General features: G+C 53.8%; 10 protein-coding genes. 4 read left to right on the top strand and 6 right to left on the bottom strand.

What is annotated here, in order from left to right; genetic code table 11:
• The first annotated feature begins 211 nt into the window (after positions 1 to 211).
• Genes A7317_RS12710 through A7317_RS12700 form a run of 3 tightly spaced genes read left to right on the top strand, consistent with a single transcriptional unit; the run spans position 212 to position 6,139 of the window.
• A complete protein-coding gene (locus A7317_RS12710) occupies positions 212 to 2,632 on the top strand; it encodes a TerB N-terminal domain-containing protein (RefSeq protein ID WP_024075603.1) in 2,421 nt (806 codons plus the stop codon).
• Entirely contained in the window at positions 2,629 to 3,924 is a 1,296-nt protein-coding gene (locus A7317_RS12705; protein ID WP_024075604.1) for an ATP-binding protein, read from the top strand. The genes A7317_RS12710 and A7317_RS12705 overlap by 4 nt, the downstream gene beginning before the upstream one ends.
• A gap of 43 nt (positions 3,925 to 3,967) precedes the next feature.
• Entirely contained in the window at positions 3,968 to 6,139 is a 2,172-nt protein-coding gene (locus A7317_RS12700) for a DEAD/DEAH box helicase (RefSeq protein ID WP_069077394.1), read from the top strand.
• Between the two features lie 77 nt (positions 6,140 to 6,216).
• On the opposite strand, the gene A7317_RS12695 is transcribed toward A7317_RS12700, so the two are convergent.
• The 5 genes from A7317_RS12695 to A7317_RS12675 all read right to left on the bottom strand — a co-directional run bounded on the left by A7317_RS12695 (position 6,217) and on the right by A7317_RS12675 (position 12,288).
• Positions 6,217 to 7,257 carry a hypothetical protein gene (locus tag A7317_RS12695; RefSeq protein WP_024075606.1) on the bottom strand — a complete coding sequence of 347 codons (1,041 nt, stop codon included), beginning with the start codon at positions 7,255 to 7,257 and terminating at the stop codon, positions 6,217 to 6,219.
• Positions 7,257 to 8,741: a hypothetical protein gene (locus tag A7317_RS12690; RefSeq protein WP_024075607.1), complete on the bottom strand. Its 1,485-nt coding sequence runs from the start codon at positions 8,739 to 8,741 to the stop codon at positions 7,257 to 7,259. The genes A7317_RS12695 and A7317_RS12690 overlap by 1 nt, the downstream gene beginning before the upstream one ends.
• Positions 8,742 to 9,548: a hypothetical protein gene (locus A7317_RS12685; protein WP_024075608.1), complete on the bottom strand. Its 807-nt coding sequence runs from the start codon at positions 9,546 to 9,548 to the stop codon at positions 8,742 to 8,744.
• A 10-nt stretch (positions 9,549 to 9,558) separates the two neighbouring features.
• The gene (locus A7317_RS12680; protein ID WP_024075609.1) at positions 9,559 to 10,992 is read right to left on the bottom strand and encodes a hypothetical protein; all 1,434 of its coding nucleotides are present in this window, start codon (positions 10,990 to 10,992) and stop codon (positions 9,559 to 9,561) included.
• Positions 10,993 to 11,847: 855 nt separating this feature from the next.
• Positions 11,848 to 12,288 (bottom strand): hotdog fold domain-containing protein, encoded by a 441-nt coding sequence (locus tag A7317_RS12675; protein WP_069075953.1) that lies wholly within the window; start codon positions 12,286 to 12,288, stop codon positions 11,848 to 11,850.
• Positions 12,289 to 12,450: 162 nt separating this feature from the next.
• On the opposite strand from A7317_RS12675, the gene A7317_RS12670 reads away from it, so the two are divergent.
• On the top strand, positions 12,451 to 13,071 hold the full coding sequence (locus A7317_RS12670; protein WP_069075952.1) for a TetR/AcrR family transcriptional regulator: 621 nt from the start codon (positions 12,451 to 12,453) through the stop codon (positions 13,069 to 13,071).
• A 6-nt stretch (positions 13,072 to 13,077) separates the two neighbouring features.
• On the opposite strand, the gene A7317_RS12665 is transcribed toward A7317_RS12670, so the two are convergent.
• Positions 13,078 to 13,872 carry an SDR family NAD(P)-dependent oxidoreductase gene (locus A7317_RS12665; RefSeq protein ID WP_069075951.1) on the bottom strand — a complete coding sequence of 265 codons (795 nt, stop codon included), beginning with the start codon at positions 13,870 to 13,872 and terminating at the stop codon, positions 13,078 to 13,080.
• Between the last annotated feature and the right edge of the window lie 310 nt (positions 13,873 to 14,182).

Genomic DNA, 14,182 nt, shown 5'->3' with positions numbered 1-14,182 from the left:
TACTGATGCTTGAAATTACTGAGGATGGCTCACGTAAACGCCGTGACGTTCAGATGAAATGCGTTAAGCATCAAATCTTGAGCTGAAATGACCTACATCCAAGATCGTTCAACTTTCCGATCATCTGCTCAGCCAAGCCATTGGCTCAAGCGTTAGAAATATTGGATACTGCCATTGCGCCAGCACCCATTTTTCAAGGTTGAAATGACACATGGCAAGGAAGAAAGCAAAAAACTCCGGTGGCACCGGCATACTTATTATTTTTGCTCTGGCATTCAGTGCTCTCGCTGCTATCCCAAAAAATGCCTGGATAGCGATCGGTGTCATAGCGGGTATCGGCACCATTATGTGGCTGCTGGCCGAACGCGGAAAACGCCGGCTCAATCAGCTTCAAGCATCCGCTGCAAAGAATGTACGCCCGCAACAGCCACAAAGCTTGGGCGTAACGTTTTCCATGCGTGAAGTCTCGACGAGCAATAGGGACAATGAGGAAAGCCCCGAGTTTTATACGGTGCAACTCGGCTCTCCCCCTGCCAATACCTTTAAAATTCCAAGTATCAGCTCACAGAAGGCCGACGCCCGCTGGGTGCCTGCTGGCGAAATCATCGAAGTTGCCGGCTTCTCCCTGCCTGGCGGCATGTTTTATATCGGGAGCACACTCGGTAGCACACATGATGCTCAAGAGCCTTCACTGATCAACCCAAAGCTTCGGATTGCCAAGAACTACGTCGACCTCAATGAGCGACTGATGTCTTATTGGCCGAGCTTTCACTCCATTACACCGCAAGCGCGACGCGGATACCTGCAATGGCTCGCAGGTGGGCGTAGTGATCCGTTGGCGGATACCGGCTATGTATTTTTGTTTTTCTACGGTTTAGAACGTCGAGCCCTCATTGATCCCATTTACGATTCAAAGGTCATTAATGAGGTTCCTCTAATAGTCGACGAGGTCCGGCGTCTACTGAGTATTTATAGAGGAAATGGGTCATTCCGAGGCTATGCAGAAGGCTTCCTTGACTACCTAGGCAACCGCGTTGTTGACGCGAATCTCTACCTTGGCCTGCCACCCAATGTGGCCGAACACAGCTACGAAATGCCTTTGCCGCTGCGCATTGGTTTAGGTCAGCACGCAGCCAATAAGCATCCGCTGAATGCCGATTGGGCACTGGCATGGGCGTTGGCTGACCCCAACATCAGTAAACGCACGCCAGTCATACGCTGCAAAGATGTGTTTTCACGCTTGTTCAAGCTCAAGTACGAAAACACTTATCCTGCGGGCCTGACATTGGCGCAGAACAAAACCAAGCTGAAGGCCAGCTATCGCCCTGCCTCTGCCGTAATAAAGGCCCCCACGCTTACCCTGGGGGATCTACCTGACATCATGGCAACCTCGGGCACACGTAAAATTTTGCAACTGCTGGTCGAGCAATGCACCAACGAAGTTGAGCCCTACAGCCGTTATTTGGGAAGAAACCCTGAAAGCGCAGAGGCACTTGAGGGGCTCCTGCAGCTTCCTGTCGCGCTCTGGCCGAAGGCAGCCCACGATGAATTGGATGAGTTGCGGTCTAGGATTGGTAACGACCTGATCGTCATGAGTTTTGGAGAGCTCGCAGGACGCTTTAAAAGCGCGGGCGCGTTGTCTCGAGACAAAGTACTCGCTCTGGCCCGCGCATTGGAGTCGCTGCATATTGGAATGGAACCCGACGTACTGGGTGGTAGCAAGACGCCAAAAGCCCAGGACCGGATCGCGTTGTTTGTAACCCAGCCTGAAGATGGATCACTCCGTGCGTCTGCTGCATACAACGCTGCATCGGTAACCCTTGATTTGGCCAGTGCGGTGGCTTCGGCCGACGGTGATACCTCCAACGAAGAAATCACACTGCTTGCTCAGCATATCGATTCATGGAGTCACTTGAGCGGTGCCCATCACAAACGCCTCAAAGCACATCTGCAAATCCAACTCCAACAACCACCCACGCTTGCTAGCCTTAAGAAAAAGCTCGATCCCTTGCCCGTCGATGCAAAACGCACCATTGCCGGCTTCCTCGCTCATCTGGCGCAGGCCGATGGCATCGTCAGCCCTGCGGAAGTGAAGTTGCTGGAGCGTGTTTATAAGGCACTGCAATTGGATAGCCAGTTGCTTTACAGCGACCTCCATGGGGCGGCAGCCGGTGTGGGTATCGCCGTGACGCCTGCCACCACTTACCCATCCGCCGAACCCGGCGCGCAGCCTGCCTCATCTTCGAAACAAGGTTTCGTCCTTGATCATGATCGGATTGCACAGCTTCAGCGGGAGACAGCGGAGGTCTCCGCCCTCCTCGCCAAGGTGTTCACTGAGGATCAGGTTGAGGAGCCGGAGCGGCCGACTGAAAGCGCTGAACCGAATTCGGAGTCGAGCGTGGACGTGCCTGGGCTTGATCTGGAACACTCGGCCTTCCTCCGCCTGTTGATCTCTCGCCCGGAATGGACCCGCGCAGAACTGGAAATCGCTGCCAGCGACATGGAGCTGATGCTCGATGGCGCTCTGGAACAAATTAACGACATGGCTTTTGAACGATTCGACATGCCCGTCACAGAAGGCGACGACCCGGTCGAGATAAACACAGACATCCTGGAAGAATTAGCCCTATGAGCACTATCAGAGCCAAGGATCGCGATGCGGTCATTCAATCGTTACGCGCGGGCGTAGTGCCACGTGTTGGTCAGCACCTGATTCAGGTTGGCCGTGTAGGTGAGCTTGATGCTCTGATCAAGGATGTCGAACGCCTGGTGGAAAGCGGATCAGCGTTTCGGGTGGTGATAGGCGAGTACGGCGCAGGTAAAACGTTCTTTCTGAACCTGGTTCGTGCTATCGCCATGGAACGAAAACTCGTGACCATGCATGCCGACTTGAACCCTGACCGCCGGTTACACGCCACTGGGGGGCAAGCTCGCTCGCTTTACTCCGAACTGGCCAAGAATATGTCAACGCGCACAAAGCCTGACGGTGGTGCCATGCAAGGCATCGTGGAGAAATTCATTTCCCAGGCCAAAACAGAAGCCAAGGCAGCGGGTACCGACAGCGAGACAGTAATTCGTAAACACTTGGCCGAATTGACCGAAATGGTTAATGGCTATGACTTTGCCGAGGTGATCGCTGCCTACTGCCGCGGCTTTGAGGAAGGCAATGAGCAACTGAAGGCGGACGCCATTCGTTGGCTACGCGGAGAATTCACCACCAAAACCGATGCCCGCGCTGCCCTGAGCGTGCGGACGATCATTGACGACGCCTCCGTCTACGACCAGCTCAAATTGCTTTCCAGGTTCGTCAGACTCGCAGGGTTCGGTGGCCTGATGATATGCCTCGACGAACTGGTTAACCTCTACAAACTGGCGAATACGCAGGCTCGTAATGCCAACTACGAACAGATCCTCCGCATCCTCAACGACTCATTGCAAGGGTCATCCGAAGGATTGGGTTTCGTGCTAGGCGGCACGCCCGAGTTTTTGATGGACACTCGTCGAGGGTTATTCAGCTACCCCGCCCTGCAGTCGCGATTGGCTGAGAACTCGTTTGCCAAAACCGGACTGGTGGATCTCTCGGGGCCGGTCATTCGCCTTACCAGTCTTACCCCTGAGGACTTCTACGTACTGCTTCAAAAACTCCGCCACGTATATGCCGGCGGCGATGCCGAAAAGTATTTGCTGCCTGACGAGGCGCTTCCTCTGTTTATGGCTCACTGCAACCAACGCCTAGGGGAAGCCTACTTCCGCACACCGCGCACCACAATCACAGCGTTCATCAATCTACTGGCCATCCTGGAGCAAAACCCAGGGGCCGATTGGCGAACACTGCTAGGGGCGGTCGAGGTCGCCAAGGATTCCGGCGGTGAGGATGATATGAAGGTCGATGCGGACGATGAACTTGCCACCTTCACACTCTGATTCATCAGGCTTCGAACAGCTAGAGCCCCGAATCCAGCGCTGGATTTGGGCTGAAGGTTGGACCTCCCTTCGCGACGCCCAGGAATGGGCCGTGCCTGTTTTGGTGCACGCCGATCAGGACGTCATCATCGCCGCAGCAACAGCCGCTGGCAAAACCGAAGCCGCCTTCTTGCCCATCCTGACGAATCTGCTCAATAACGATGATCCGCCTGGCGCGGTGCTGTATATCAGTCCGCTCAAGGCCTTGATTAACGATCAATGGGACAGGTTAAGCCGACTCTGTGAGCAGCTTGAGATCCCTGTTGTCGCTTGGCACGGAGATGTTTCATCCAGCAAAAAACACCGTTTTCTCAAATCATCTGAAGGCGTGCTGCTGATCACTCCCGAATCTCTTGAAGCATTGTTCGTCAACCGTGGCTCAAGTCTCGGCGGGGTATTCCAACACCTGCGCTATATCGTCGTGGACGAACTACACGCTTTCATCGGCAGTGAGCGAGGCAAACAACTTCAGTCATTGATGCACAGGGTTGAACTTGCTGCGGGGAGGCGCCTTCCTAGGGTTGGGCTTTCAGCCACCCTCGGCGATATGCAGATGGCGTCAGCGTTTTTGCGCCCAGCCAATGCCGATAACGTTACCGTTATTGAATCGAAAAACGCTAACCAGACACTTCAGGTGCAAGTTCGCGGCTACATTCAGCCGCCAATGAGCGAGCTTAAAAAGAAACCTGCTCAACCCAATGAGCATGAGGGGAATGAAGACGAAACGGAAAATGAGGCAAGCCCCGACTTCGCGATTGCGGAGCATCTCTACCAGGTACTACGCGGCAGCAATAACTTGATATTCCCGAATAGTCGGTCCCAGGTTGAATGGTACGCAGACCAACTGCGCCGACGATGCGAGAAAGACGGCGTGCCCAACGAGTTCTGGCCTCATCACGGCAGTCTCTCGAAAGACTTGCGGGAGCAGGCTGAACATGCGCTGAAAGCCGGAGACCGGCCAGCATCGGCGATTTGCACTACAACCCTTGAACTCGGAATAGACATCGGCAGTATCAAAACGGTGGTGCAAATTGGTGCCCCACCTTCCGTGGCAAGTCTGCGTCAACGTTTAGGGCGTTCCGGCAGACGCCCAGGAGAGAAAGCAACGTTACGCGTTTACTGTAAAGAATCACCGCTCACGGATAAATCTGGCTTATCCGACCAATTACGCCAAGGGTTGGTACAAACAATTGCCATGGTTCGACTGCTGACCAGAGGTTGGTTTGAACCTCCCAGAGCGCAGGGCATTCATGCCTCCACCTTGGTTCAGCAATGCCTTTCTATCATTGCTCAATGCGGCGGCGCTTCGGCTGCCGACCTATGGAAAAACTTGATTGCTGAAGGCGCATTTCAAGGTATTGAAAAACCGGACTTTGTGAAACTACTCAAATCTCTTGGGGAGCACGAATTGATTGTCCAGGACAGCTCAGGATTGCTGCTGCCTGGAACAGTTGGTGAGCGCATGATCAATCACTATGAGTTCTACAGCGCATTCACTAGCGATGAAGAATTCCGTCTGGTATGCGACGGTAAAGCCTTGGGCTCGGTCCCCGTTAGCCGTCCGCTGACCAAAGACCAACGCATTATCTTCGGTGGCCGTCGATGGCAGGTGCGTGATGTTGACCTGCAGGCCAAGGTCATCATCGTCTCAGCGGCACGCGGCGGTGCTCCTCCACCGTTCGATGGCTTGGGCGCAATGGTACATGACGCCGTACGCGCGGAGATGCGAGCAGTCTTAGCGGACTCCAGCCCCTGCCCTTTTATCGATCATGGTGCCAAAGCTTTACTCGAAGAGGCCCGGAAAACTTTTGCCTTATTGGGGCTTGGTGAGCGGTACCTTATCGAGTCGGGTGGGAAATGTTATTTGATTAGTTGGTTGGGTGATTACGCTAATGATGCATTAAGGCTGCTGCTTAATCATGCGGGCCTTTTTTGTGATAACTCGGGTCTGGCTATAGAAATCGATGCGAATATCGATCAGGCAAAAGAGGCACTTGCGGTTGTTGGAGGCCTGGACCCAAGTGACCTCAATTCGATTTTGGAGGACGTACAGAACATGTTGCGCGAAAAGTGGGATTGGGCGTTGCCGGAATCGTTGCTCGTGAAGTCTTTTGCTTCCATATCGCTCGATATCTCAACCGCTGTTTGCTTTGCCCAAAGACAGTCGATGAGCTGAATCTAAACCTTGAGAGGTTGGTGTTGTTCGGACAATCTCCTGTCCGAACAACACCAAGGTATTTCAAGACGAATCCCTTACCGCCTGACTTCCACTTTGTAAAATAAATTCTCAACTGTCAGCCGGCGCCGATCAGACGTAACTGCATCCTGAATCTGGCTAGCCAAACGCACGTAGTACTTACACTCTTTTTGTGAACCCAAATCCGATACCGGTTTAGCCGCTTGAATAAAGCTTTCATAGGTGCGGGTGGTAGAGGACATCAACTCGCCAATACCTGGCAGCGCCATCGCGTCCTCCTGACGGGCAGGCGGCCAGGCAGGTTCGAATGTGAGATTGTTCTCACTGAGTTTGACCGTGAGGAACATCTCCGGCTTGCCCGTGACCTCATTCACCCAACACGGTGGAAGGTCGCCGCCGCGCCCCTTATTTAAGCGGTTCTGCAGAAACTGAACTTGGCCCCGTAAGTCTTTATTCGCTCTCTGCAACTCAACCGGATTTACGCCACTTTTTTCTGCCTGAATCAAGGCCACAGCATGCTTGATTGTTTGCTGGAGTTGATCATTTGTTGTCCCGAAAGCTGCCCCTAGCATGTCTTCCTGAGCCTTTAACGCCGCGACACGCTTCACCACATCGGTAGGCTGCGCGTCGCTTTCGTCATCAGGATCGACAACCAGCTTTTTCAACTGCTCAAACGACATCATGGTTTCTAGTATCAGTTGCTTGGCGTCATCACCTTTCTTCTGGCCAGCCACTTCCATCAACGCTTTTTCGATGGCTGCAAGAGCAGTCAGCTCTTGATCTTTTTGGGTCAAGAGCACTTTCAAGCGATCCAGCTCTGCATTGGCTTTGGAGGCATCTATCAGTTTGCTGATGATCTCATCAGGCTTACGCACACCTAATGCGGTCATACGTGCCTTCAAGGCCTCGGCTGCTGTACTGATCGCCTTTTCACGTATATCCAGATCTTGGAAGGCGGCCATTTTCTCATTCAACGCCTGATTTTTATGGGTTAACTTAAAAATCTGGTACCCCATTAGCAACAACAAAATAAAGCAGACGATGATAAAGATTTCGGTAAGTGAGAGCTGAAAAACCTGATCGTTCTTTCCGCTCATCAGGCGGTTCTCGCATCAGCCGGGCGGGCAGGCTCAGCATGTTGATTGGCCGACTCCCCAATCGATACGTCGCCGATCTTAGTGATCAGGGCATCCATCTGGCTGTGAACGGTTTCGATCACACGATTGTGCTGCTCCATACGTGCAGCGATCCCCTGATTCCTTTCATTACTCTCAACCAGTGCCTGGATCAGCGGCGCCAGGCTGAGCTCAAGACGCTCAGCCAAAACGTCTCGGTTGGTCTGAGTGACCTCACGTACACCCTTCAGGGTATCAGTGACTTCAGTACTCAGTCGCTCTACCGTATCGGCGTTTTCGATTCGAATGCTCAGGGCCTCCAGCTTGTCTGCAATGCGTTCAACCGATTGCTGGCGAGTCTTGATTTCGTTGAGGTACTCCTCTTGTTGGTCGTCCAGCGAATCCAGGTACTCTTTCTGCACACGCTCAACGCTGTCCATGACCTCTTTGCTCTGCTGTTTCATCGCATCCACCAGACGCTCCTGGCTGGTCACAATGGCACCTACAGCAACCAGATTCTCATCCAGCGTCTGAGTTTTGGCGTTCAGATTGCGTATGGCCGTGGTGACTTGGCGGGTGGCAGTTTTGACATCTTCGGCGAGGCATGCAACACCTTCACTGACACTGTCCGTTGTGCCTGCCAAGGTATCGATTGAACCACCCAATTTGCGGGTGAACAGGTCATCTGGAAAGATCATTTGCTCTACACGATCACGCGCCATCGTGCCGAAATCCAACGCGTTATCTTCCATCTGACGCAACGTGATGGTGCTCTTTTCGGCCAGTTCATTGATAGTGATCAACAATTTGTCACTGGCTTGCCGAGTGTTTTCCAGGATGAGCGAGAAGGCTTCATTGCTCTGCTGCGTAGCATTGGCAAAGTAAGCATCGGTGGCGGTGATGTTGTGCTCATACAGCGCCTTGACCTGCTCCTTGACACTCTGCACCGCCTCTCGGGAAGCGACACCGACTTTATCCCGGAACACTTCGAGCTGCTGAAAGCTATTGTCAAAGGAGATCGCGAGGTTTTCGGCCGCGTGAATCGCCCGCTCTTCGACACTTCTGACCGCGTCGTTAGCGTCGATACGAAATCCGGTATGAGTAACCCGCGCCAACATACCCAGCGCGGTACTGACCATTGCGGCGCCAAACCGAGTAGCCATTCCATTCAGGTTATCGCCTAGGCTCTCAATATCCAGCAAGCAGATGATGATGCTGGCCACAGTGAATAGAAAGCCCAGGTAGTAAACCGAGTCGGCAAATTTTGCCAGGGTGAGTTGCTTGTCCCATTTTTGTCGAACCGTATAGCCAATGGCCCAATAGCCCACCATCACCGAAAGTGGAAAAACAAACCCTAGCCACTTAGGGTCTTTTAGCAACAGACTGGCAATCGACAGGCTGATTTTCAGTACTACGGCGATCGCAAAGTAGGTGCTGACGCGCCTGATCCATTTATTGACGTCCATTTACAGCCCCTCAACCCGGGAAAACCCTTCCACGGATACACCGTTATCTTGAAAATATTGCTCCCAGAATACGGCCAACTTGTTGCTCTGCAGCGCTTTTTGATCAGCCGCCAACAAATTGATCGCCACACTGCTACCGTTCAGGCCCGGCGCTGCAGCATTTTGCCCATAAGCAGTCTTGCGAAACTCCGCGTACTGCGGCAAGGAGGCCTTATACATGCTGAACTCCGGCATGTTTGCCAGCATGTCCGAGTAAATCACCAGCCTGCGCTCACCTGACACATGCGCACGCTCAAATCCATTGATGCCTACCAGCTGCAGCATCTGGAAAATGGGCGAGTTTTTGCTGCGTTCTTCCAGCGAGATCTTGTGCACGATGTCATCGAACGGCTTTACGAATTTCTGGTTAAAGTCACGATCAACAAACTTTTTGTTATTGGTCTGTTGGTTTCTATCCTTCCACTGCCCAGGATTGCAGCGTTCAAATAACGGTTTTTCATTGCTTTTGAAGTCTTCACCGAGCAGAAACACCGAGAGCAGGTAGCCCTCGGGCAGCTCCTCAGTGACCATTGTTTTCAGCCGTTGGCCCAAAGCAACTTTCTGAGTAAACGGGAACGGCGAGGTGTTGTCGATCAACACCACGTATTGCCCTTTAGGCCCTGTAGACGGGCAAAGAGTCTCCTTATCGAAGGTTTCACGGGTGAAGTTGATATAAATCATCGCGCTGGCCGCAATCAGGGCGACACCACCGAACATTACGCCGACAACTTTACCGGAAAGCCCTTTTTTCTGGGCATAAATTGCCATTCTGCTCTCCTTAAAATAGCTGCTGCAGCGGCTGTACTTGATCGTATTTCTGGTTAAAGGACGATTGGATTCGGGCTCTGATCGTCTCGAGACTGGAGATCATTTCGTGCATCAAGCGTTCTTGTTCGGCCAGTTTTAGCTCGTCCTTTTCGGTGCCAAAGTCGGGCATCTCAGCCTTAACAAAAGTCACCGGCTCGTCGAAATAGGCCGGCGGTGGATTATCGCGAGGGCGGGCCATTTCGTTTTCAATTCGGTATGTCCGAACCAGACTGGTCAGTGTTTCGTCAGCCAGCACCATGCGCTCATCCACAACTTTCTTGATGACCGCTTTTTGGCTCATACTTCGCTTGAAGTTTTGGATGGCGGATGAGGCACGATCAACGTTCTGGTCGATCAGCAGCAAGGATTCGACCTTGCGCTGTTCAAGCACTTGTCGTAACGCCTCAATTACAAAAACATAACTCCGTTGCGCGTCTTCGTAAGCCAGGTAAACCCTCGCGTACCCTGGATAACGATCTGTCCAGGTATAACCTTTATAAACAGCCATCAGCCCGAAAATAACCGTCAGGGCAAATAACGCGCACGTGCTGATGTCCTGAAATGGAAGGACCGACGTGTGGACATAGCCGAGAATCAGCGCAATCGCTGATTGCGATTCATCTTCCAGTTGAGGCAACACAAAACGGAAATACGCAGTTCCTAGACCAACAGTGACCATGCTCAGCAAGGAGGCAACGAACGCGAAATATCCTGCAAAAGCCAGAGAGGATTTTATATGGTTTTTATAAGTACTGGCCCTACCGAGAAAGAAGCATACAAATACGTTAAATGCCGAAAGCATCAATGCAGTTACAAATCCGCCGACATAACCGCTGGCGATGCCCTCTGAAAACAAAAAGGCGTTTCCCGCCCCCTCAATGACAATCATCGCGATCAGCAGGCCGCCATTCTTCCATTTCGCATCTCCATCGGACGCCTCTGCAAGCCGACCTTGCAACTTGTGCTGCTCGCGAAACGCCTCCAGCGCACGGGCCTTATCCTCAGCTACCTGCTGAAGCTCCGTTAGCTCGCCGTCCATTTTTGAAATGTCTTGATCAGCGTTTCGCTCAAACTCCTCACCCAATGCAATCGTGCGCTTGATCTCCCGGGTCACATCAATCGAGTCCAAGCGGTTATCCAGAATTTTGAGCGACCGCTCGCCGTACTTGAGTATCTGCTCGCGCATTCTTCCGAGCGTCCCTCGAATACTGTGCTCAACATCTGACAACTGGGTCGCTGTACTAGACGGCACACCCGCTGCTCCACGCAGCTTTGCTAGCTCAACAACACGAAGTTCCCGTTGGATTTTCTCAGGATCAATGTTCGGCAGTACATCGCTATCCGGCTCATCCTTCCGACTGAATAGTTGGACGATGAAAGCCAGCAGCTTTCGAAAAAAACTCATTTATGTGAACCACAAAAATCAGAAATGGAGGGGATGCAGAGATAGGAAGGCACTAGGCTGACGCCCAAGAGGACGCACAGAAATAGGTGAGTGTCGCGGCCATCCCTGCGCCAGCGTCGAGTAATGGCCAAATAATGCCAAGCGCTACAGATAAGGGCAACAAATCAGCACAAAAATGTTTAATTTTGGACAAATGGTCAGTGCTGTTCTGGGAATACCAGCCGGCCTGTTCTAGCAAGCCTCGCTTAACAGGCGATCCGCTGGATATTGCCGCATTAACCCCATACTGTCCCGCAGCAGAGAGGCCTCAGCCAATCGCCATACAGCCCTTTGGGCAGGATGACGACTTATGCGTTTTCCATCCTCGGGCCGATGAAAACTGCGCATTAGCGCGTTTGCGTATGCCTTTCTGAAGGGCGTCCTCACTCGCCTGCCGATGCAGCGGGCGAGTGAGCAAGGAGTTAACTTATACGCAAGACGAGATACCCGTCTGCTTACAACGTGTCTAGAAAATCCGGGACGATTCACGTGATGGATGGACGCACACTGAAAGCCACCTAGCTGCACCTTGGTTTTCGGTCAGAAATTGCCATTCGTAATCGATCGCATATTGGCTGCGATTGGGGGCATAGCCAGGGATAAATTTCGACCTTAAAAAAACGCCGCCCCGCTAATTTGAGGTCCCCATCCCGGAACGGCCCGTCAGGACGCTCCAAACGAAAAGCCGCGATTGACTGCACATTCGATCACACCGCAAGTGACCCTTTATTGGTACGACCGCCCGATGTCGTTCACATCGCGTTGCCTAAGCCCGACCCGCCGCTCCTGCCCGGAACGGCGGGTAACCCAGGCGATCTAGCCGACTTTCACATTCATGGTGATGCGTGCCGTAAAGACCTTCACCCCGGCCTCGTCGAAGATATCGACCGGAACAATCTTGTCGCCCGAGGTCTGCCAGTCGATTTCGCTACCGTCGGCAATCGCGTGGATGGACGTTTTGGCCTTGGCCAAATATTCGACGCTCATGCCTTTAGGAATCCAGCGAGCGCCGCTGGGGATGGACACTTCGGTCATCATGCCGCCCGCCAGTTCTGCCGCGTTGCACAGCGCGATAGCGTGAACGGACGCCAGGTGATTGGTGATTTCCTTGCGAAACGGCACCTTCACTTCACCGCGGCCGGGGGCCAATACAGAAATTTCCGGGTTGATGGTGCCGAAGTACGGTGCCATCTGGCAGGTCATATTGCTGAAAGCGGACGGACCAACGCTTTGGTACATGCTGAGAGTCTGGCTCATGGGATATCTCGGGTCAGGTGGCTGGAGTCATGGACAAAACATTACTCAATTACAGAATATTGCTCTGTTACAGAACAATATTCTGTAAATGCTCAGCCTGTCAATCTCTCGTGCCAAGCCTCGGTTTCAATTACCATGGCCCCTTTTTGCCTGGGCCGAAAAATGGAACCTGTCGATCTCCTCGAACGCTGCTACCCAGGCCGTCGTGCCGAGTCCAAGCGGCACATCCTTCGATGTGCCCTGGCGCTGTTCAACCAGCAGGGCATTGAAGCGACCACCATCGACATCATCCGTGCCGAAAGCCAGATGAGCGTGGGGGCCATTTATCATCATTTCGAGAACAAGGAAGGCTTGGTCGCGGCGTTGTACATGACCGCCCTGGACGATCAGGCGCGCCTCAGGGACAGCTACCTTGCCGCTGTGACGTCGACCAAGGAATGGGTGCATGCCCTGGTGTTCAGCTACGTGGATTGGGTGGTCAGCCAACCCGATTGGGCGCGCTTCCAGTACCAGGCGCGCTTTGCGGTTGCCCGCAGCAGCTTCAATGAGCGGCTCGCCGAGGCGAATCTCGCCAGGAACGCCGCACTCAAGAAGTGGTTCAGCGACCCGGCCCACCGGCAGAATTTGCAGGCCCTGCCCTCCGAGCTGATACCGTCACTGATCATCGGTTCGGCGGAGAGCTACTGCCGCGCCTGGCTCTCTGGCCGCGTCCAGCGCAACCCTGGGCTCTTGCGGCAGCAGCTTGCAGATGCGGCCTGGCGCGCAGTAGGGCGTGAGGACTAAAGGCCGTCAGACAATATCGTCTACCACACCACCGTCGACTCTGAGCGCAGCGCCAGTGGTGGCTGATGCTTGCGTCGAGCAGACATAAACGATCATGTTGGCCACTTCTTCCACGCTGGATGCGCGCTGGATGATCGAGCTTGGGCGATGTTGCATGACGAACTCGGTGACCACCGACTCAAGGGATTTCCCGCTGCGTTCGACCTGGCCCTTCATCATTTCAGCGACGCCGTCGGACAGCGTTGGCCCAGGCAGCACGCTATTGACGGTCACGCCACTGCCCGCGACGCGCTTGGCCAAGCCACGCGCCAATGCCAATTGGGCGGTCTTGGAGACGCCGTAGTGGATCATGTCCGCGGGAATATTGCGGGCGGACTCGGAAGCAACGAACACCACCCGCCCCCACCCGCGCGCAACCATGGCCGGCAGCAGCGCACGGCTCAAGCGCACGCCCGACATCACGTTGGTGTGCCAATAGTGGTCCCAAACGTCATCGCCGGTCTCAAAGAAGTCCTGAGGCCCATAGATGCCTGCATTGTTCACCAGGATGTCGATATCACTGACACCGGCCAGCAAGGTGGCGACACCTTCGGCGGTGCTCAGGTCTGCGGCCACACCGCTGACACTCGCATCGGGCACTGCCAACAGCAGACGCACTACCGCCTCGTTCACCGAACGCTCACTGCGGCCGTTGATAACAACGGCAGCGCCCGCTTCGGCAAGCCCTTTGACCACTGCAAAACCAATGCCGCCCGTCGAGGCGGTAACCAGTGCGCGTTTAGCCTTCAACTGAATATTCATGATTTCTCCGTCAGGCATGGGCGGGCTTTTATGCCCGCCATCAGTTCCAACCGTTGTGTGAAACAAAGCGACCCCTGTATGGCTTAGCCGCTCCTGGATAAATGTCAATTCAGGTGGGTGAGCCACGAAACTCGGGGGTGAGGGGCTGCGAGGGAAACTATTACTTTGCCATCAGTGGCCGCGAGCATAGTCTGAACGTGCCCGCTTCGCGCTCGGTCGTGGAGGATGTCAGCCAACTGAGCGACCGGCAGGCTCACGCCGCGAGCCGCGCCCACTCCATACCGCCAATTCCAGAAACGCCCCGTCACCT

Source organism: Pseudomonas fluorescens, assembly GCF_001708445.1.
GTDB classification, from domain to species: Bacteria; Pseudomonadota; Gammaproteobacteria; order Pseudomonadales; family Pseudomonadaceae; genus Aquipseudomonas; species Aquipseudomonas gorinensis.
Note: the sequence above shows the minus strand (reverse complement) of the source record. Positions and strands in the feature narration are given on the sequence as shown.

Excerpts from the sequence above, each read along its gene's own strand:
- A7317_RS12670 (WP_069075952.1), top strand. The coding sequence starts at position 12,451 with ATGGAACCTGTCGATCTCCTCGAACGCTGCTACCCAGGCCGTCGTGCC.
- A7317_RS12710 (WP_024075603.1), top strand. The coding sequence starts at position 212 with ATGGCAAGGAAGAAAGCAAAAAACTCCGGTGGCACCGGCATACTTATT.
- A7317_RS12690 (WP_024075607.1), bottom strand. The coding sequence starts at position 8,741 with ATGGACGTCAATAAATGGATCAGGCGCGTCAGCACCTACTTTGCGATC.
- A7317_RS12665 (WP_069075951.1), bottom strand. The coding sequence starts at position 13,872 with ATGAATATTCAGTTGAAGGCTAAACGCGCACTGGTTACCGCCTCGACG.
- A7317_RS12685 (WP_024075608.1), bottom strand. The coding sequence starts at position 9,548 with ATGGCAATTTATGCCCAGAAAAAAGGGCTTTCCGGTAAAGTTGTCGGC.
- A7317_RS12680 (WP_024075609.1), bottom strand. The coding sequence starts at position 10,992 with ATGAGTTTTTTTCGAAAGCTGCTGGCTTTCATCGTCCAACTATTCAGT.
- A7317_RS12695 (WP_024075606.1), bottom strand. The coding sequence starts at position 7,257 with ATGAGCGGAAAGAACGATCAGGTTTTTCAGCTCTCACTTACCGAAATC.
- A7317_RS12705 (WP_024075604.1), top strand. The coding sequence starts at position 2,629 with ATGAGCACTATCAGAGCCAAGGATCGCGATGCGGTCATTCAATCGTTA.
- A7317_RS12675 (WP_069075953.1), bottom strand. The coding sequence starts at position 12,288 with ATGAGCCAGACTCTCAGCATGTACCAAAGCGTTGGTCCGTCCGCTTTC.